We start from the raw sequence: 17,920 nt of genomic DNA, 5'->3' as shown, positions 1-17,920 counted from the left end.
GTTGAACAGCACTCATCCCATGCCTACTATCCCCCTTCTCCCAAGCCAATTAGTTGTCACAACTATTTTCAATTCGATCGAATCTTTGGGATTGACTAATATTGTCGGCGTATTTTCGGGGGAGCAAGCTGAATCCCGACAAGAGGCAAATTTAAAAGTTAGTACCAAAAAGTTTTACACTCAGGGTTTAAAAAATCTCGCACAACAAGACTTGCACGGCGCTATTAAAAATTTTACTGCCACAATTAACATTAATCCGCAATTCGCCTCAGCTTACAACGATCGCGGTGTTGCCCGCTACAAATTAGGCTACAAACAATCGGCGATCGAAGATTTAACTACAGCCATCGAACTCAATCCTTACCGAGCCAAGTATTACAGCAATCGGGGGTTTATGCTGACTCGTTTAAAAGATTATACTGCGGCGATCGCAGATTACACCTCGGCACTGCTCCTCAACTCTAATGTAGCTCAATCTTACTTTAACCGAGGTGCTATCCGCCTGCAAATGGAGAATTCCCTGGCAGCACTAGCTGATTTTGAGTCAGCAATTCGCCTCGATAGCGATTTTGCGAAAGCTTACTTTAACCGAGGACTGACTAGATATAAATTGAGAGAGGTTCACGGAGCATTTGAGGATTTTCAGAAGGCGGCAGGGCTTTTTAAGCTGCAAGGGAAAATGGATTCTTATCAAGAGGCAGTTTCTCAAATTACAAAGCTATGGTGTTAGTTGAATTTGGGAATTAGAAACTTGTACCATCGCGTAGCCGGAGTGTTGGGAATGGGGCATGGGGAATTGGGAATTGGGAACTTTTTTGCGTAGCCGAAGTATTGGGAATTTGGTAAGGTGTGCAGCCGGGCTCACCTTACACCTCTACTTAAAGTTAACAAAAATTAAAGTTAACCAATTCTCAAGGCTGCGTCACCGACTGGCAAGTCATCAGGACGGGAAATAGTAGAAAAGTTAATTGCAAAGGCGGCGTTTTGAACTGCTGCGGGGGCGGCATTTTGCACGACAGCCAAAGTAACTCCTCCAAATTGAATGAGTGTGTTGCTGCCTGATTGGGTGAATGAGGTGTTGGATAAACCGCTGGTTAAGCCAATACGATCGCCATCTCCCGGCCTAAAATCAAGAATTATATCGCTCGCTGTATCTAAAGCCAGATTTTCGCCTGTGGTAAGAACAAAAGTATCTGCACCTGCGCCACCAGTGAGAGTATCGCTGCCAATATCGCCCACTAAAATATCGTTACCATCGCCGCCGATTAAAACATCGTTTCCTCTGCCACCTCGCAAAAAGTCGTTACCAGCATCGCCATTGAGATTATCGTCGCCGAGATTTCCGTTAATAATATCGTTGCCAACACCGCCACTAATCGAGTCGTTGCCTTTGCCACCTCGCAAAAAGTCGTCACCTGCTTCGCCAGTGATGGTATCGTTACCTTGGCTGCCATTAATTGCATCATCCGTAGGTGAACCGAGGATGCGATCGTTTGCGCTACCTCCCACTACACCGCTGGGATTTTGCTGAGAGTCTTGGGAAGTGACTTGATAGTTGTTGGGGGTGTTTGACAATCTGAGCGATCGCAAAGGCAGATTTACAAAATTGGTACGGTTAATGAAACCGTTGAGGACATTAACATCGCTAATGATGCTGGAAACCCGACTGGGGACAATACCTTGAACGACTTTTGCAGTCGAAATGCGATCGCCCTGCTGCACAGCATTCACCGTTTCAAAACCTTGAATAACATTGCCAAAAACAGCATAATTACCATCCAAAAATGGCAAATCATCCAAAGCGAAATAAAACTGCGAAGAAGCCGAATTCAAAGCATTAGAACGAGCCATTGCCACGGCCCCGCGAGTGTGCTGCAACTGCGGCGTCTGGGTTACAACTTGGTTGTAAACAGGTTGCGCGGCCCCTTGCGGCTTAATTTCCAAAGGAATAAAACGCGGCTGATTGGTATCCGGGTCAATAAAATTACCCGTTCCCAATTGACTTGCCGGAATTGTCGTATCTCTGCTGCGCGGATCGCCTCCTTGCACAACAAAAGGATCGGGCTGGCGCACAACTCGGTGAAACATCACCCCGTCGTAAACGCCGCGTTCAACTAAGTCAACAAAATTGCCAGCGGTAATAGGCGCATTAGTGCCATCGACTTCGATCGTAACGGGTTGACCGTTAATTACCTGAACTACTATAGCTTTGCCTGGTAACGGGAGTGCAGCGCTCATAGATAAATTGCTATTTGAGTGAGTGATATTGGGGTTTTAGGAGCAATCCGCGAATTGCCCCTACCTATTTAATCAGAAAACTGTAAACTTGTCTTAAGTACAGTTCAACTTCTAAATTTATGATGTCCCGTCGCAAGTTTTTTAGCACTTTATTGGCAATTTGTCTAGTTGTTCTAACTTTCAATTTTGCCACACCTGCATTTGCCCTCGGTGGCAAGCTTCCGACGGTAAATCAACCAGCGCCGGATTTTAGTTTGCCGACAAACAGCGGCGACGGACAAGTGTCCCTGTCGGATTATCGCGGTAAGTGGCTGGTAGTGTATTTTTATCCGAAAGACTTTACATCGGGTTGTACGATCGAAGCACGGAGATTTCAGGAAGACTTGCCGAAATACTTGGCAAAGAATACTCAAATTATCGGTATTAGCGCTGATGATGTCAACTCCCACGCGGAATTTTGCGATTCAGAAGGTTTGAAGTTTCCGCTGTTAGCTGATACCGACGGTAAAGTGAGTAAAGCTTACGGTTCTTGGATGAGTTTTATCTCGGCGCGGCACAGTTTTATTATTGACCATGAAGGCATTTTGCGGGAAACTTTTGTGAAGATTAATCCGGCGATTCACTCGAAAGAAGTGTTGGGTCGTTTGGGGGAATTGCAGGCTAACGGGTAATACCATTTTAGATTTTAGATATTAGATTTTAGATTTGAGTAACTGGCAATGACTGATGAAGCTTGTATTTGTAGTGAGGACTACATTCCTCTGTATTTTCAAAGGATTTTAGTCCTCACTACAAATGTTATCAGGTTGATTTGACCTCACGTCTTGCACCATTCTCAATAATCATTTTTTGGGCGGGCAGGATGCCCACCCCACAATAAAATCTACTCTTTGTGGAACTGGCATCTTGCCCGTTCTTGACAAGGGTGCAACATCTCAGTTTTACTGGAAATGATGGCTGGTAACGTCACAAGCAATATCAGAGTAACTCTCAAATCTAAAATCGCCTGGGCCGCCATCCTCAGTGAGAATTAAACTGGCTATTGATTGCAACAGAATCGGAAGAAGATTCAGGCTCTGATAGATTTCTTTTTCTGCTAGCCATGCGACGTTCCGGGTCAATTCCCTCGAAGGTTGGTGGCAACCAAACTCGGACTACCAACAACACTCCCAAAACTAGCAAAAAAGCGCCTGTTGATAATATTTGAACCCAGGGAGTTTCCAGCACTCCCCGCACTATCACTTCTCGCAAAACTGATACAATACAAACTTCCACAGCTACGCCTATCGAAACTCTTTGTTCTTGCAAGTAAATAATTAGCAACCGAAATAATTCCACTAAAACCAATAAAAATAGAATGTCGGCAGTGACTTCCTGGAAATTCAAAGGAGGTAGCAGCGAGAAGAACATTTCTCGCAGTTCGATCACCATGAAACAGAACAAACCGATACACAAAGAAATTACAATTAAGTCTTGAACTGTTTCCAGAGCGCTGACTATTAGTTTCAGATTTAACCATTGCGTGGGGTGATTAATCTGGTTATTTGAACTGTTTTGCATAGACGCCTCCTGCAATCTGTTTGACTTGCTTATAGCTTAATTTAAAGTGAGCTTATCTTTGACAAAAAATCGGTTTAATTTATTTATAACCATCATAAAACTTCCCTCTGTTGACAATTTCCCACCAACTTTTATTTACCGCGCAGGCGGGTTGACATTATACCAAACTTTGTGCTAACTACGACCTGCTATTAGTAGATTTGATAGGTGAAAAGCAGAAGTCAAAATCCTAAAATGCTGCAACTGCTATAAAATATGAAGATTGTAAAGAATTATTTACCACAGCTTGATAAACTCAAGCTAGTGACTCTCGGCTTTAATCATACAAAAGCCGCCAAGTCAACCGAAAAACCCAAAGTAATCCAGAGAGGATTGAACACAATGGCATTTGAACTCGCACCATTACCCTTCGCCGCTGACGCCCTAGAACCAGCTCATATGTCGGCCAACACGTTTTCCTTCCACCACGACAAGCACCACGCTGCTTACGTCACCAATCTGAATAAACTGATTGAAGGGACTGAAATGGCAAGCAAATCCCTTGAAGAAATTGTCAAGGCATCTGCTAAAGACCCATCCAAAGCCGGCATTTTCAACAATGCAGGTCAAGTTTGGAACCACAATTTCTTTTGGAATTCCCTCAAACCGGGTGGCGGTGGCACTCCGACAGGAGCTTTAGCTGACAAAATCAACGCCGACTTCGGCAGCTTCGACAAATTCAAAGAAGAATTCAAGACTGCTGCGACAACTCAGTTCGGTAGCGGCTGGGCTTGGCTGGTTGTGGACAACGGTACTTTGAAAGTTACCAAAACCGCTAACGCCGACACCCCGATAGCACACGGCCAAACTCCGTTGCTGACTTTGGATGTGTGGGAACACGCTTATTATTTGGATTTCCAAAACCGCCGTCCCGACTACATTACTAATTTCTTGGATAATTTGGCTAACTGGGATTTCGCAGCAGCAAATTTGGCTGCGGCTTAGTAGCATCTGAGTTTGAGGACTAAAGTCCTCACTACCAACCTATAAAGTTTGTAGTGAGGACTTTAGTCTTTCTTGAGATGAGTATTAACTTGAATTTGACGGGCGCGGTGCAACGCAGGGCCGAGGGGTAAAAATAAACGCCGCAGCCGATCGAACTACTTCGTAGTAGTTAAAAAATTCTGAAATTGTGTTATAATAGAGTCGGTAACTCTTTTACGAATTTTGTAGTTTTAGTGGCTGTTCGCGCGATGACCTCTTCACCAACCATAGCACCCGTTCGATCGAGTCAAGTTACCCGCAAACCTTATCCCAACTATCGGGTAATAGTCCTCAACGACGATTTCAACACATTTCAGCACGTTGTGGAATGTTTGACCAAATACATTCCAGGGATGACGAGCGATCTAGCTTGGAAACTTGCCAACCAAATCCACCACGAAGGCCAGGCGACAGTCTGGGTTGGCCCGCAAGAGCAAGCAGAACTTTATCATATGCAATTGAGCCGTGCTGGACTGACAATGGCTCCGCTAGAGTCTACTTGAAAAGTGTCTAGAGGGCCGAAAGTTCGATCTATTTTCGGTAATTAATCGGAAATTGATAGGATGTCCGGTGAGGCGACGGAGATTGGGCTTAAGAGGTGATCGTAATTTTCCCAATCATCCCCGCCTCCGTATGTCCGGCTACCGTACAGCGCAGGTTGTAACTTCCCGATTTCATGGGTACAAACACCCATTCTGCCATAGCGCCCGGTTTAAGTTCCAATTCGTGAATACTTCCTTTAATTTCCACATTACCAGCTTCAACTTTTTGAGTCCAACTCGCATCAGCAAAGTTTTTAGCCGTAAAATAATGTTTCTGCGAACTGGGATTTTTCAGCACTAATTTATAGCGCTTGCCCGATTCAAATTCTAGCAGATTGGGAAAAAATTTGAGTTCCCCAGCTTCGTTACCCAAACTAACAGTAATTTCGGTGACAGGTTGGCGAGACAAATCACCGGCAGCACTAGCAATTGCCGCCGGCATCAAGATTGTACTTAAACATAAAGTTAGTCCCAAAATAACCTTGAGAGCGTGTTGTAACCGCTGGCTGCGGTAAAATTTGCCTAATTGCAAACCGAGTAAATTGATCATGGCTGTTATGACTACTGTTAACTATTAACTGACTACTGACTACTGACTACTGACTACTGACTACTGACTTAATTCGATCGCCAAACTTCATCCCAAGGCCCGCCCCCAACTTCCAAACCAGATAAAGAACTTTGAGCCTCTAAGATAATTCTAGAGCGCTGCTTGCCATTTTTTTCAACATTTCCCCCCAACAACTCTCGCAGTTGCAAGCGCAATTCGCCGTGCGTCGTATCCCGGCAGCAAAAAGCCATGCCTTTTTCTGTAGGAGTTCGCACATAAGTACCAGGACTGTTTGTAGTGCCAATCAACTCAACTTCAAACTGGCTATTTCTAGCCTGCATTTTCCAGCTTCCCCAAGGTTCAATATTCCAACTAACTTGCGAATTCCAAGGCACAAATTCGTAAAATTTGCCTCGGTAATGCAGACAAACCATTGCTACCGATTCCATCCACCACAGCACGCCCCGCTTGCCGCCGCCAGCAGTTAAAGCTAAATCGCTTTCGCCTTGAAAACAATTGCAATTAATCCAAAACCACTTTTGGGGAAAAGCACCGCCCCAGTTTTTTTCGCTGTAAGCGGGAGCATCTTTAAATTCGTAGCGTTGGCCGTTCCAATCAATCCAGCCCGTGGCTAAACCGTGAGCCATTAAAATTTGCCATCCCGGCTCAAATACGGGGAGAAAAGATAGCATTCCCGCCGTTGATTTCTGGATTTCGTCAGAGTTTCCCCAGCCATAAATAGGTTGAATTTCGTACTGCCAAAAACAGCGACTGCCACTTCCTGGATCGTGCAGATAACCTTGATTTAAAGTAGCAGTAGCTTGATAGCCTTCTTCGACGCGGCTGTCGAATACTTGCGGCTCTAAATATTGGGGTTTAATTTGTAAGTCTGTTTTGCCCCAATGTCCGAAACCTAAGCTTTCTCGGTGCGCCCAAAACTTATTTACATCGGGAAAAGTGCGGCACAAATAGCTATCTTTCGGGCCGAGAATTTGAGCTGCACCGCCACTGTAAGGTTGACCGCCTCTGGGGTCTTCGATGGAATACATGAATGCAAAGGATTGTCCGTGAATCGGTAATGTTATTCGGTAGTACCAGCCTTCAAAAAAGCGGCGTGAACTACCGTCCCAGTGGTAGCCGCTGTGGGGAGTTTCAATAGTTTTGAGTTTTGAGAGTGAATTTGACATAAAATTACCAATAGCAGAAAGAAGAGTCATTAGTCAGTAGTCAGTAGTCATTAGTTATTAGTTATTAGTTAGCAGTCATTAGTCAGTAGTAGCGTGCTGGTGTGCACACCTTATCCAATTCGCAATTCCCTTTTTCCCAATTCCCTTTTTTCCAATGACTAATGACTAATGACTAATCCCATTACCAATATAATAGGAGATTAATTATGTCTTTAGCACTTTGGCGATCGCCCTTAGCTCGCGCGCTCCACCACAACCGCAGTCTTGCTTTTGCCCGTTACTTGCAACTAGCAACTGTTCAGGCCACCGGGCGTCCGGCCAACCGCACTGTGGTGTTTCGAGGCTTTTTAGCAGATACTAATCAGTTGAAATTTATTACAGATATTCGCAGCCAAAAAGCCGAGGAAATTAACCTCTATCCTTGGGGGGAAATTTGCTGGTATTTTCCGAAAACTCGCGAACAATTTCGGATTGCTGGAAAGCTACTTTTGGTAGGGGCAGATTATCCAGAGGCAGAGTTGTGCTCATCGCGGTGCACAACTTGGCAGGAGCTTTCTGAGGCCGCTAGATCACAGTTTGCTTGGCCGCATCCGGGGGATGAAAAAGCCCAGGCTAGTGCTTTTGATTCTGCTTCCCCAAATGCGATCGAGCCGCTGCCTAATTTTTGCTTGCTGTTGTTGGAACCGGAAACGGTGGATTTTTTGGAGTTGCGGGGGGAACCGCAAAATCGGTCGCTTTATCGGCGCGACGGGGAGGGAACTTGGTCTGTGCGATCGGTTAATCCCTGAAAAAGAAGTCAGTAGTCATTAGTTATTAGTCATCAGTTAACAGTTAACCTTCACCAATGCCTTATGCCCAATTCCCTATGCCCAATTCAAATTTTAGATGCCGCTGCCGTTGAAAAATTCTTGAATGGCTTTATCTTTTAACTTGCAGCTAGGGGTTGTAACTAGCTGTGTTTTTTCGGCTAAGGCTACATTGCTGGCTTGGTTTAAAGCTTCTGATACTGAGTGGAAATTGTGGGAATTGGGATCGGTAGTTAAGGAGACAGATGGTTGATGAAGCAAACTTTTTACTTGCTGTTCGAGGGATTCGATACGATCGAGCAAAGAGCGAATTACCACAGCTTCCGAATCCGGCAAACTGCCGTGTTCTAAAGGATTGACGCGTACTCCCGATCGATAGACGATGCGGCCGGGAATCCCTACCACCGTACAGTCAGATGGTACGTCCCGGAGCACGACGGAACCGGCGCCGATGCGGACGTTGTTGCCAATTTGCAGATTGCCGAGTACCTTGGCGCCGGCACCGACAACTACGTTTTCGCCGACGGTAGGGTGACGCTTGCCGCTTTGTTTGCCAGTACCGCCAAGGGTGACACCTTGGTAAATTAGGGCAAAATCGCCGATAATCGCTGTTTCGCCGATCACAACCCCCATACCGTGGTCGATGAATACGCTTTTGCCGATGGTTGCCCCTGGGTGGATTTCAATTCCGGTCAAAAAGCGAGCAATGTGGGAAATCAAGCGGGGGATGAAGGGAAGCCCCAACACATAAAGCCAGTGTGCGAGGCGGTGCAGCACTAGGGCTTGAAGGCCGGGGTAGCAAAACAAAACTTCCAGCCAGTTGCGAGCGGCAGGGTCGCGATCGAAAATTATACTGAAGTCAGCTCTAAGAGTCTTTAGCACTTTCGGAGTTACCTATTTTTGTTAAACACGCCACTTTCGATTTTACATTTTACTGGATGGGGAAGTGAGCGGTCGATCGGGAGATTGGGTAGTGGGAGATTAATAGATGGGCAGATGGGGGGAAATTGGGGGAGTGGGCATGGGGCATGGGGCATGGGGCATGGGGCATGGGGCATGGGGCATGGGGCATGGGGCCGAAGAGAATTGGAACTGACAACAAATAACCAATGACTACTGACTACTGACTACTGACTATTCCTGTACTGAGATTGTATAGTCAGACTTGACTCCGGGTTCGAGAGTACCTACCCAAATCCTGTAAGAGCCTGCTTGCCAGTCAGAATCAAGTATGCCAGCATCTTTATTCGGACCTGCATCGTCTCCGCAGCGCACCGCATTACCGGGGCCTTGTACGAGTAAGGTTGTATCCTTGCCTCCGCTGTTGACTTGGATTGTGAGTTTTGAAAAGTTTTCCTGCAAGACTATGATGTGGTCGGGAGTTGGGGTGGCAAAACCCAAACATTTGTTTTTGTGGCGATCGGCGTTGGCTATGGCAGATAGAGAGTACGATCCGCCTGTAGAACCTCTCAAAACTGCTGTTGGGGCTGCAAAACCTCGCGATAAAGTTAAAGTGCCGAAATTCGCTGTTTCTGCTAAAACTGGTAGGGCGACGATCGCGGCGATCGCAGCCAAGAGCGCACCCTTTTTGAAATTGGCTGGCTGATTAAACAAAATGGCAATACTCCTCTGTCACTATTTAACATCACAACTCTGAATTTACCCATCGCAGCCCCTAGAATCCAAACTCGGGAGGAACAATAATTTTTTTTAAATTAGTTCAAAACCTCCTGGCTTCTCTTCCTTATGTCTATCAGGACAATCCCTGTAAGATCGCGCTCGCTTGTGCCACTCGGATTTCTGCCACAGGCGATCGACTCATATCCGAAATTGTACGGTGTCAAGATGATAAATTTGATACTCCTAGCCTTGCTGTTGGTGATCGGTTCCCTATTGACACAGGCCCTGGTATTGTTACCTATAGGCCTATCTGGCTGGCTCCACCTCCCTAATTGGCTGAGCCTGACCTTGATTTTTTTGGCTATTTCTTGGTGCTTGGGGGATTAGTTAGCAGTCATGAGTTATTAGTGATTAGTCAAAAGTTAATGATCAATTATTCCACTTCCCCCAAGAGGCAAGACCCGATTGTCCCCGGTTTGATGATGTATACTTCACAATTGACAATCAGGAATCTAAAATCTAGGATTTGACATCTACCTATAGAATGATGCAACGACAAGTTTATTCGATCTCAGCATTTCACTCTTCTGCCAAAACCCTGGCGGAAACTCCTAAGAAACAGGAGCGTCCGATACACCGGGCGATCGTGTTAATGCTGGTGGCAACAGGTTTGCTGAGCCTGCACGCTAGTCGGCTGGTGGAATTGCAACTGGTACAAGGGAAGCAAAACCGGGAACGAGCCGAAAATAATCGCGTTCGCCTAGTGCCAATGCCGGCGAATCGCGGACACATTGTCGATCGCAAAGGCAAGCTGCTAGCGGCGAACAATTTAGCTCGATCGGTATATTTGTGGCCGAAAGAACAAACGCCGGAAGAGTGGAAAGCGACAGCAGAAAAATTGAGTCCGCTGGTGAAAATCCCTACTAAAGAAATTTTACAAAAAATAAAAGAGGTCGATCCTCTATCCTACAGACCGGTGCGGATCAAGCAAGCGATGCCGCCAGAGGAGTTTGTGCCACTAGCAGAAGAGGTGGGACAAATGCGGGGAGTGGAAGTGCGGCCAGAAGCGAACCGCTACTATCCCGAAGGCAGTTTGGCGGCTCACGTTCTCGGATATATTGGCGAAGCTACCGCAGCAGACTTGGAAGCTCACCCGGAATATCCGATGGGGATGATTGTCGGTCAGATGGGCATAGAAGCGAGTTCTAACAAGAAGATTGCGGGAGTTTGGGGTGATCGGCTAATCGAGGTAAATGCCCAAAATCAAGAATTACGGCTGATGGGAGAGACACCGCCTAAACCGGGTGAGGCGGTGCAGCTAACCATAGACTTGTCCATGCAAAAAGCAGCCGAAAAAGCCCTGGGGAACCGCCGGGGGGCCGTAGTGGCCCTAGACGTGAAAACCGGGGCGGTATTAGTTATGGCCAGCCACCCGACTTTTGACCCCAATCTGTTTACGCGAAAAATTACTAAGGATGACTGGACAACTCTTCAAGACCCGGAAAATTCATTTTTGAATCGGGCGATGCAAGGCTATCCCCCCGGCAGCACTTTTAAAATTGTGACTTCCGTCGCGGGCTTGGAGTCGGGCAAGTTTTCGCCGGACTCAATTCTCGGTACTTCGTCTTACATTACTGTGGGGGGAATTGATTTTAACGAACACAGCGGCGGTTACGGCGACATCGGCTTTCGGGAGGCTTTGGCTTTCAGCAGCAATACGTTTTTTTATCAAGTGGGGATGAGTACGGGGCCGGAGCAAATTTCTAAGTGGGGACACCGCTTGGGAATTGGCAAGGATACGGATTTGAATCTTTTGGGGCTAAGCGGTGGCAATCACGGTCAAATCCCGACGCCGGAGGAGAAGGAGAAAATCTATAAAGAACCTTGGTATGCGGGTGATACGGTAACGATGTCGATCGGTCAGGGGTTGGTGTTGGTGACTCCTTTGGAGGAGGCGGTGATGGTGAGTGCGATCGCTAACGGCGGCTATCGGGTGAAGCCCCATCTTTTGACTTCTATGACCGGCACACCGGAGACTCAACGGGTAAAGATCGGGATCAAACCTTCGACAATTCAGGTGATTAAGGAAGGACTGATCGCGGTGGTTGCCGAGGGTACAGGGCAGGGACTCAATGACGGTTCGATTCCGATGACGGCGGGCAAAACAGGGACTTCGGAGGTCATCGGAGAAGAGGATCACTCGCTATATGTAGCATTCGGGCCTGCTGACAAGCCAGAAATTGCGATCGCCGTGATTGTGGAAAATGCCGGTTTTGGTGCTGTTGCCGCGGCCCCGGTCGCCAAAGAGGTGTTTCAAGCTTATTTTGGGCAACCGAAAAAGGTGAAGCAGTCAGTAGTTATTAGTCCTTAGTTATGGGGAATTGGGAATTGGGAATTGGGCATGGGGAATTGGGAATTGGGAATTGGGCATAGTTTCTTCCTTCTTCCTGACATCCGTTACAGAATCCGTTGCCGAACTTCCTTCTTCCTTCCTTATGACTAATTCAGCCGCATAAATATTGTAGCTTTGCGAATTCCTGTGCTCTCTCCCGTACTGGTGACAGTGAGCGATCGCAAGTGGTCGAACAATGGTCTTGCCGAAAGTTCAATTAACCTCAACAGCGGGATTTGTTTTTCCCATATTGCCCTGCTGGAGGGCCAGTCTAAATAAAAATAGCCGTCGTTAGATGGCGGTAGCGGTTCAATGCTGGTTTGAAAATCTTGATTTGCAACTAAAGAGCCTGTTTCGGCTGCTTCTAGTGCTGCGTCCATTGCTTCTACTGAAGTGGTGAAAATTTCGTATTTGCCGACGGTGGCTCGGACTCCTTTGGCCTCGGTTTCGATCGCACTTTTTCTATTATTTTTTTTACCCAAATTTTGACTCGTTGTCAACTGCGTCCAAGCGGTAATTTTCTGGTTTCTTAGAGTGAAGCTGCCGATGCTGTATTCTTTGCTGCGGGCAATTTCATCTAGTTTGTCGATCGCCTTTTGGGAATCAGCAGATTTTTCGGTGGCAAAAATCCAGTCAGCACTATTGGACGAATTCGGAAGCACTGCTAAAGCGTATTCTCCTTGTACCCAGTTAAATATATCCTGCTGCAGGTTAACGCCCCAAACTTGCTGAATATCTCCCAGGGTGCGATCGACTAATTTTGAGACTTCTGCATTAGTGGACACCGCCGATGACAAATCAGTCCAAAAATTCCTTAAATCAGTGCTGGCGACCGCGAAAGGACTGGCGGAGGGAATGTATTGCAAGGCTGGCACAGGTTCGGAGAGTGTTGGAGAAGCTGTGTTTTCTCGCGATGTCACTAAAGCAGTTTGAGCCAGCAATCCCCGTCGGTTGACTCCGACAGCAACTGCGAGGGAATTAAGAGAAACAGGGGGATTTTGCTCGGTTGCTGACTGCGGGAGATTGACAAATGCTAAAGCTATTCTGCCTTGAGTTAGCTGCTGCAAAGCTTTTTGATATTCCGGGGTATTATTGAGATTTAGGTTGGCTGATTCAACGTTATTAATTGCCTCTCGAATCACATTCGGGCTATTGGCAAATAAAACAAAACTGGGGTGCTCTCCAGAATTTGAATTACCGCCGATGGCCGCTGTTGCGAAACTACGCGGCAAAGTTGACTTCGGCAGGGAAAATGGGTTGAAAGGCGAAATTGTAGCGGATTTTTTGTTAGCTATAAGTGATTTTTTGTAATTTAGTTGGACGCCTTTATAGAGTTCCGACTGCACTGTTTTCTCTGCCAGAGATTGTTTTCGCCAGTAGGAGTCGAGAAATTGTTGGCTGCGATCGACATTTTGGGAGGAAACGGCCAGTAAAAACCCGGTTTGTTTGTCGTTGCTGCTGTCGCCATCCAAATCGGAAGTTGTGACGGCGAGGGTAATTTCGTCACCTATCCAAGGTTGGATATCTCGACTGTAATCCAAGCCTGTATTGGCGAGGAAACTTTTTTTGATTTGCTCAAATTCTGCGTGCGATCGACTTCTTTCTTCGGGAGTGGCAAAAACTTGTCGCAATGCTTCGAGGCGATCGGGATTTACCAGCATTGAAGCTAACAAAGGTGTTTGTTTCGAGACAAACACAGCCGCAGCCGGAGTAGTTGTCGGCCCGCCGGCAAGCAAATTCAGGGGAGTGTGAGTTGTCAGCCAATAAAAACCACCGGCACTCAAGCCCAAGAGTGCCAAGACGCCAGCAATGAGGAAAGAAAAGAACGATCGCAGCTTCATACAACAAGGACTAATGACCACAGTCTATTATTAACTAGAGTAGCGCATGACCGTAGCTGTCGGCAGATACTTTTTGTGCGGTTCGCCAAAAAAAAGGATAAACTAAAATATTCTCTCTTCTCTAAAACCCAAGTAAAATGCTAACAATATCAACGCCCCCCGAACAGCGAGTTTTACTCCCCAATATCAGTTGGCAGTTATATGAAAGCCTGCTAGGGGAACTGGGCAACAAACGTTCCACCAGAATTGCTTATCATCAAGGTCAATTAGAAATTATGGTGCCACTACCGGAACATGAAAATCGCAACAGGCTGATCGATCGCTTAATTGTAACTCTCATAGAAGAACTCAATCTGGAGTACAACCCCTTTGGCTCGATGACGATTAAAAAACGCAAAAAAGCAGCGGGAAAAGAACCAGATTCATGCTATTATATCCAGAATGAAGCACTGGTCAGAGGGAGAACCGAATTAGACTTTGCTCAAGATCCGCCGCCCGATTTAGCACTGGAAATTGATATTACCAGCAGTTCCTTAAATCAATTCGATTTATATGCAGATTTAGGCGTACCAGAAATTTGGCGGTACGACGGACAAAGCATCAAGTTTTATCAATTGCAAAATGGCGAATATGCCGAGTGCAATTTTTCCGGGGCTTTCCCGATGCTACCGACTGCAAAAGTTGACGAATTTATCGATCGCTGTCAAACTACAGGCGCAACCGCAGCAGTGCGAGAATTCCGGGAATGGGTGAGAAATCAGTAATTGTGCAGTCTACCACCGCAATCCTCGTGCATCGGAAAAATCGGCATCTAGAACCGCCCCCGGATCGAATACAGCATCAGTTAAATCAGCTTTTCTAAACGACGTTATCGACAATTTTTCTATTTGTTCAACAGCGATAAAAAAGCCGATCGCCGTTAACCCAAGAATTACCCCAGAAACCAAAAATAAGACAATTCCCCTGATAGTATCTCCGCCCAAAAATGTCACAATACCGCTAGCCCCGATCGCAGCAGCAGCCCCAGCCACAGCCCCCGCCACAATCCCAACCTCGCCCCGAGTCGCAGCAATCGCCGTAGCAGCCGTTCCGGCCACAGCCACAGCCCCCGCATCCGCCCCGGCTATCAGTCCAGTCAAAGCCCCAGCCCCCGTCACTGTCACCGCCGTTACCCCAGCCCTAGCAATCAAATTTCTCACCCGCCTGCGGCTTTGTCCGGTTCGGACACCCTGAAAATTTGCCCCCCTCAAAATCGCCCCCGTGAAATTGCAGCCTCGAATGTCGCAACCGCTGAAATTCGCCCCTGACAAGTCAAGCCCTTTAAAAGAACGGTTCCGCAAGTTTTGGTTAGCAAAATTGAGATTTTGAGGTTGAGTCATTCGATTTTAGATTTTAGATTTTAGATTTTAGATTAGCAACCCAAAGACCTAGGATTATAGATTTTAGATTATAGATTTTAGATTAACCAACCACAGGGCATTTAGAATAAAGCCTGTGGTTTATAACGAGTTTCCATGTCTCCCATCTCCGAATCCCCATTTTCCCCCGAACAAATTGCCGCTGAAAGACTCAAACCAGAAGAATATGAAGAAATCGTTCAGCGTCTCGGTCGCCATCCCAATAAAGCTGAATTGGGAATGTTCGGCGTTATGTGGAGCGAACACTGCTGTTACAAAAATTCGCGGCCACTATTAAAACAGTTTCCCACAGAGGGCGATCGAATTCTCGTCGGACCTGGAGAAAATGCTGGCGTCGTAGACTTGGGAGACGGCTTGCAACTCGCCTTCAAAATTGAATCCCACAACCACCCGTCAGCAGTCGAACCTTTCCAAGGTGCAGCAACCGGTGTCGGCGGGATTCTCCGCGATATCTTCACAATGGGGGCTCGCCCGATCGCACTTTTAAATTCCCTGCGTTTTGGCAACTTAGACGATGCTAAAACTCAGAGATTGTTCAAAGGCGTAGTATCGGGAATTTCCCATTATGGAAATTGCATCGGCGTGCCCACAGTTGGCGGCGAAGTTTACTTCGATCCTGCTTATTCCGGCAACCCATTAGTTAACGTCATGGCCTTGGGTTTAATGGAAACTCAAGAAATCGTAAAATCCGGGGCATCCGGCATCGGAAATCCCGTGCTTTATGTCGGTTCAACTACCGGGCGAGATGGCATGGGAGGAGCAAGTTTTGCCAGTGCCGAATTGACAGACAAATCAATGGACGATCGCCCCGCCGTCCAAGTAGGAGATCCATTTTTAGAAAAATCCTTAATTGAAGCTTGTTTAGAAGCATTCAAAACCGGTGCAGTCGTCGCCGCCCAAGATATGGGTGCGGCTGGAATCACCTGTTCGACATCAGAAATGGCAGCCAAAGGCGGCGTCGGCATTGAATTCGATTTAGACAAAGTTCCCGTTAGAGAAAGCGGTATGGTTCCCTACGAATACCTGCTTTCGGAATCCCAAGAACGGATGTTGTTTGTTGCCCAAAAAGGACGCGAACAGGAATTAATCGATATTTTCCACCGCTGGGGATTGCACGCGGTAGTAGCCGGCACAGTTATCGAAAAGCCGATCGTCCGAATTCTCTTTAAAGGCGAAATCGCTGCCGAAATTACCGCCACTGCTTTGGCAGATAACACGCCAATTTATCACCGAGAATTGTTGACAGATCCGCCAGAATATGCTAAAAAAGCATGGGAATGGACGGCGGACTCGCTGCCACAATCCACAGTTACAGGTATCGAAATTAACGGCAATTTCCAAACTTGGAATCAGATTTTGCTGACGCTTTTAGATACTCCCACCATCGCTTCTAAACGCTGGGTTTATCGCCAATACGACCATCAAGTGCAAAACAATACTGTTGTTTTACCGGGAGGCGCTGATGCTGCGGTTGTCAGATTGCGTCCGCTAGAACCTTGCCAATCTTCCCTTGCTGAAGGGCTAGAAGTACACCCCCTTGCTAAGGGGGATCTACTGAGAGAAAATGCTGTTTCTCTAGCTTCCGAAAGCAAACAGGAAGAAGAAGTAATTCCTCTATTTACAAAGGCACAAGGTAGGGAAACTCCAAAAGTTTCTCCCCCCCTTAGCAAGAAGGAAGCGCCCCTGGGGATGATTCCTGGAGTTGCTGCAACGGTTGATTGCAATTCTCGTTATGTTTATCTCGATCCTTATGAAGGTGCAAAAGCAGTCGTAGCGGAAGCAGCGAGAAACTTAAGCTGTGTGGGTGCTGAACCTCTCGCAGTTACTGATAATTTGAATTTTGGTAGTCCCGAAAAGCCGATCGGATATTGGCAGTTAGCATCAGCTTGTCGCGGAATTGCTGAGGCTTGTCGGGAGTTGGGAACGCCTGTAACTGGCGGCAATGTTTCTCTTTACAATGAAACGGTTGATGCTGAGGGAAATCCTCAACCAATTTATCCGACTCCGGTAATCGGAATGGTGGGGTTAATTCCCGATTTGAAGAAGATTTGCGGGCAAGCTTGGCTAAAGAAAGGTGATTTAATTTATGTACTGGGAATGGGGGAATCCTCCCAAAACTCAGAAGTTTCATCTGAAAGCTCAAAAATTGAAACTTCTCCTACTCTCGGAGGTTCGGAATATTTAGCGGCAATTCACGGGATTGTAGCTGGGAAACCACCAAGGATAGATTTTGAATTAGAAAGAAAAGTGCAATCGGTTTGTCGCGATGGAATTCGGCAAGGTTGGGTATGTTCTGCCCATGATTGTGCGGAAGGTGGAATTGCGATCGCCCTCGCGGAATCTTGTATTTCTGCTAAAATGGGTGCAGAAATTCATCTCAGTTGTAATTCGGCAAATGTCGGCCGCTGGGATGAAATTTTGTTTGGTGAAATGGGCAACTGCATTGTAGTTTCAGTAGCACCGAAAAATCAAGGAATTTGGGAGTCTTACCTGCAAGAACATTTGACCCAAATGTGGCAGAAAATTGGTTTAGTTTGCTGTGCTGAATCACCGTTGCGGGTTGTGAGTCCTGATAATCAAGTGTTAATTGAGGTGGCGATGGCTGAGATGGGCGATCGATTCTATAATGCGATCGAGGGTCGGATTGCATCTGTCTGATTGTCGCTTATAAATGCGGTGGTTAGAAATCCGGCGGTTAGAAACCCGGCGGTTACAAACCGCGTCTACACAGGCGAAACCCGCC

At 46.7% G+C, this 17,920-nt stretch carries 16 protein-coding genes; 8 read left to right on the top strand and 8 right to left on the bottom strand.

Translation table 11 applies throughout. The features are described from left to right. Positions 1-19 precede the first annotated feature (19 nt). Positions 20-730: a tetratricopeptide repeat protein gene (locus QUA40_RS12100; RefSeq protein WP_333125695.1), complete on the top strand. Its 711-nt coding sequence runs from the start codon at positions 20-22 to the stop codon at positions 728-730. A gap of 170 nt (positions 731-900) precedes the next feature. Here the strand turns inward: QUA40_RS12100 and QUA40_RS12095 are convergent, their stop codons facing one another. Continuing rightward, entirely contained in the window at positions 901-2,238 is a 1,338-nt protein-coding gene (locus QUA40_RS12095) for a peptidylprolyl isomerase (RefSeq protein ID WP_333125692.1), read from the bottom strand. Positions 2,239-2,357: 119 nt separating this feature from the next. Here QUA40_RS12095 and QUA40_RS12090 point away from each other — a divergent pair, with 119 nt between their 5' ends. Continuing rightward, the gene (locus QUA40_RS12090) at positions 2,358-2,909 is read left to right on the top strand and encodes a peroxiredoxin (protein ID WP_333125689.1); all 552 of its coding nucleotides are present in this window, start codon (positions 2,358-2,360) and stop codon (positions 2,907-2,909) included. A gap of 349 nt (positions 2,910-3,258) precedes the next feature. Here the strand turns inward: QUA40_RS12090 and QUA40_RS12085 are convergent, their stop codons facing one another. Further along, positions 3,259-3,798, bottom strand: a complete 540-nt coding sequence (locus QUA40_RS12085; RefSeq protein WP_333125686.1) for a phosphate-starvation-inducible PsiE family protein — start codon at positions 3,796-3,798, stop codon at positions 3,259-3,261. Positions 3,799-4,179: 381 nt separating this feature from the next. Between QUA40_RS12085 and QUA40_RS12080 the strand changes: the two genes are divergently transcribed. Together QUA40_RS12080 and clpS are read left to right on the top strand one after the other, a co-directional pair. Next, positions 4,180-4,782: a superoxide dismutase gene (locus QUA40_RS12080; protein ID WP_333125720.1), complete on the top strand. Its 603-nt coding sequence runs from the start codon at positions 4,180-4,182 to the stop codon at positions 4,780-4,782. A gap of 248 nt (positions 4,783-5,030) precedes the next feature. Further along, positions 5,031-5,324, top strand: coding sequence for an ATP-dependent Clp protease adapter ClpS (gene clpS / locus QUA40_RS12075; RefSeq protein ID WP_333125684.1), 294 nt, complete (start codon positions 5,031-5,033; stop codon positions 5,322-5,324). An 88-nt stretch (positions 5,325-5,412) separates the two neighbouring features. Here clpS and QUA40_RS12070 read toward each other — a convergent pair whose 3' ends face one another. After that, the gene (locus QUA40_RS12070) at positions 5,413-5,913 is read right to left on the bottom strand and encodes a plastocyanin/azurin family copper-binding protein (RefSeq protein WP_333125682.1); all 501 of its coding nucleotides are present in this window, start codon (positions 5,911-5,913) and stop codon (positions 5,413-5,415) included. Positions 5,914-5,981: 68 nt separating this feature from the next. Then, positions 5,982-7,100 (bottom strand): tocopherol cyclase family protein, encoded by a 1,119-nt coding sequence (locus QUA40_RS12065; RefSeq protein WP_333125718.1) that lies wholly within the window; start codon positions 7,098-7,100, stop codon positions 5,982-5,984. Between the two features lie 206 nt (positions 7,101-7,306). Between QUA40_RS12065 and QUA40_RS12060 the strand changes: the two genes are divergently transcribed. Then, positions 7,307-7,888, top strand: coding sequence for an Npun_F5749 family FMN-dependent PPOX-type flavoprotein (locus QUA40_RS12060; protein ID WP_333125680.1), 582 nt, complete (start codon positions 7,307-7,309; stop codon positions 7,886-7,888). Positions 7,889-7,981: 93 nt separating this feature from the next. On the opposite strand, the gene cysE is transcribed toward QUA40_RS12060, so the two are convergent. Continuing rightward, positions 7,982-8,788 (bottom strand): serine O-acetyltransferase, encoded by an 807-nt coding sequence (gene cysE / locus QUA40_RS12055; protein ID WP_333125677.1) that lies wholly within the window; start codon positions 8,786-8,788, stop codon positions 7,982-7,984. A 252-nt stretch (positions 8,789-9,040) separates the two neighbouring features. Then, entirely contained in the window at positions 9,041-9,520 is a 480-nt protein-coding gene (locus QUA40_RS12050) for a hypothetical protein (protein WP_333125674.1), read from the bottom strand. Positions 9,521-10,070: 550 nt separating this feature from the next. Between QUA40_RS12050 and mrdA the strand changes: the two genes are divergently transcribed. Further along, complete coding sequence (gene mrdA / locus QUA40_RS12045; protein WP_333125670.1) at positions 10,071-11,897, top strand: penicillin-binding protein 2; 1,827 nt, start codon at positions 10,071-10,073, stop codon at positions 11,895-11,897. 128 nt (positions 11,898-12,025) lie between these two features. Here the strand turns inward: mrdA and QUA40_RS12040 are convergent, their stop codons facing one another. After that, on the bottom strand, positions 12,026-13,780 hold the full coding sequence (locus QUA40_RS12040; RefSeq protein ID WP_333125667.1) for a DUF3352 domain-containing protein: 1,755 nt from the start codon (positions 13,778-13,780) through the stop codon (positions 12,026-12,028). Between the two features lie 116 nt (positions 13,781-13,896). Here QUA40_RS12040 and QUA40_RS12035 point away from each other — a divergent pair, with 116 nt between their 5' ends. Continuing rightward, on the top strand, positions 13,897-14,523 hold the full coding sequence (locus QUA40_RS12035; protein ID WP_333125664.1) for a Uma2 family endonuclease: 627 nt from the start codon (positions 13,897-13,899) through the stop codon (positions 14,521-14,523). Positions 14,524-14,532: 9 nt separating this feature from the next. Here the strand turns inward: QUA40_RS12035 and QUA40_RS12030 are convergent, their stop codons facing one another. Continuing rightward, on the bottom strand, positions 14,533-15,138 hold the full coding sequence (locus tag QUA40_RS12030; RefSeq protein ID WP_333125661.1) for a pentapeptide repeat-containing protein: 606 nt from the start codon (positions 15,136-15,138) through the stop codon (positions 14,533-14,535). A gap of 135 nt (positions 15,139-15,273) precedes the next feature. Here QUA40_RS12030 and purL point away from each other — a divergent pair, with 135 nt between their 5' ends. Continuing rightward, complete coding sequence (gene purL, locus QUA40_RS12025; protein ID WP_333125659.1) at positions 15,274-17,835, top strand: phosphoribosylformylglycinamidine synthase subunit PurL; 2,562 nt, start codon at positions 15,274-15,276, stop codon at positions 17,833-17,835. The last annotated feature ends 85 nt before the right edge of the window (positions 17,836-17,920 follow it).

The organism is Microcoleus sp. Pol11C3 (assembly GCF_036701485.1).
Taxonomy (GTDB): domain Bacteria; phylum Cyanobacteriota; class Cyanobacteriia; order Cyanobacteriales; family Microcoleaceae; genus Microcoleus.
The sequence above is the reverse complement of the archived record's forward strand: the minus strand, read 5'-3'. Positions and strand labels throughout refer to the sequence as shown.

Bases quoted from the DNA above. Each gene is read 5' to 3' on its own strand.
- QUA40_RS12070 (WP_333125682.1), bottom strand. From the start codon at position 5,913: ATGATCAATTTACTCGGTTTGCAATTAGGCAAATTTTACCGCAGCCAG.
- QUA40_RS12095 (WP_333125692.1), bottom strand. From the start codon at position 2,238: ATGAGCGCTGCACTCCCGTTACCAGGCAAAGCTATAGTAGTTCAGGTA.
- purL (WP_333125659.1), top strand. From the start codon at position 15,274: ATGTCTCCCATCTCCGAATCCCCATTTTCCCCCGAACAAATTGCCGCT.
- QUA40_RS12030 (WP_333125661.1), bottom strand. From the start codon at position 15,138: ATGACTCAACCTCAAAATCTCAATTTTGCTAACCAAAACTTGCGGAAC.
- QUA40_RS12085 (WP_333125686.1), bottom strand. From the start codon at position 3,798: ATGCAAAACAGTTCAAATAACCAGATTAATCACCCCACGCAATGGTTA.
- QUA40_RS12080 (WP_333125720.1), top strand. From the start codon at position 4,180: ATGGCATTTGAACTCGCACCATTACCCTTCGCCGCTGACGCCCTAGAA.
- QUA40_RS12065 (WP_333125718.1), bottom strand. From the start codon at position 7,100: ATGTCAAATTCACTCTCAAAACTCAAAACTATTGAAACTCCCCACAGC.
- QUA40_RS12060 (WP_333125680.1), top strand. From the start codon at position 7,307: ATGTCTTTAGCACTTTGGCGATCGCCCTTAGCTCGCGCGCTCCACCAC.
- clpS (WP_333125684.1), top strand. From the start codon at position 5,031: ATGACCTCTTCACCAACCATAGCACCCGTTCGATCGAGTCAAGTTACC.
- QUA40_RS12035 (WP_333125664.1), top strand. From the start codon at position 13,897: ATGCTAACAATATCAACGCCCCCCGAACAGCGAGTTTTACTCCCCAAT.
- QUA40_RS12090 (WP_333125689.1), top strand. From the start codon at position 2,358: ATGATGTCCCGTCGCAAGTTTTTTAGCACTTTATTGGCAATTTGTCTA.
- mrdA (WP_333125670.1), top strand. From the start codon at position 10,071: ATGATGCAACGACAAGTTTATTCGATCTCAGCATTTCACTCTTCTGCC.
- QUA40_RS12100 (WP_333125695.1), top strand. From the start codon at position 20: ATGCCTACTATCCCCCTTCTCCCAAGCCAATTAGTTGTCACAACTATT.